This window comes from Neisseria sp. P0013.S005 (genome assembly GCF_051958425.1).
In the GTDB taxonomy this organism is placed as follows: Bacteria; Pseudomonadota; Gammaproteobacteria; order Burkholderiales; family Neisseriaceae; genus Neisseria; species Neisseria subflava.
In genome coordinates this window covers 1-276 of record NZ_JBQCVL010000057.1, presented here as the reverse complement: position 1 = coordinate 276, position 276 = coordinate 1, and the positions used below count along the sequence as shown (strand labels likewise).

1 protein-coding gene is annotated in these 276 nt (G+C 54.0%); it reads right to left on the bottom strand.

Annotated elements, in window-relative coordinates:
- Nucleotides 1-276, bottom strand: a 276-nt coding sequence (locus tag ACTHTA_RS11480) for a LutC/YkgG family protein (RefSeq protein WP_440379634.1), incomplete at both ends; no start/stop codon positions are given.

Genomic DNA, 276 nt, shown 5'->3' with positions numbered 1-276 from the left:
GGTCAGGCAGGATGGCGAGAATGACCAAATCACGCGGACCGTGTGCGCCATAAGCAAGCGTCAGTTGGATGTCTGCGGTTTTGGACGGGCCGGAAATCAGGAAAACATTGGTCGGCATACCGTTTTCCACCAGTTTTTCACCTTCGACAGCGTTGTGAAATTCGTTATACATTTTCGCCGTATCAAACAGGCAGAAATGCACGGGCGGAACAAGGCTCAACGTACGCGGCTCTTCGGGGCTGGAAAACAGCATCAGCGTACCGGTGCGGGCGATAC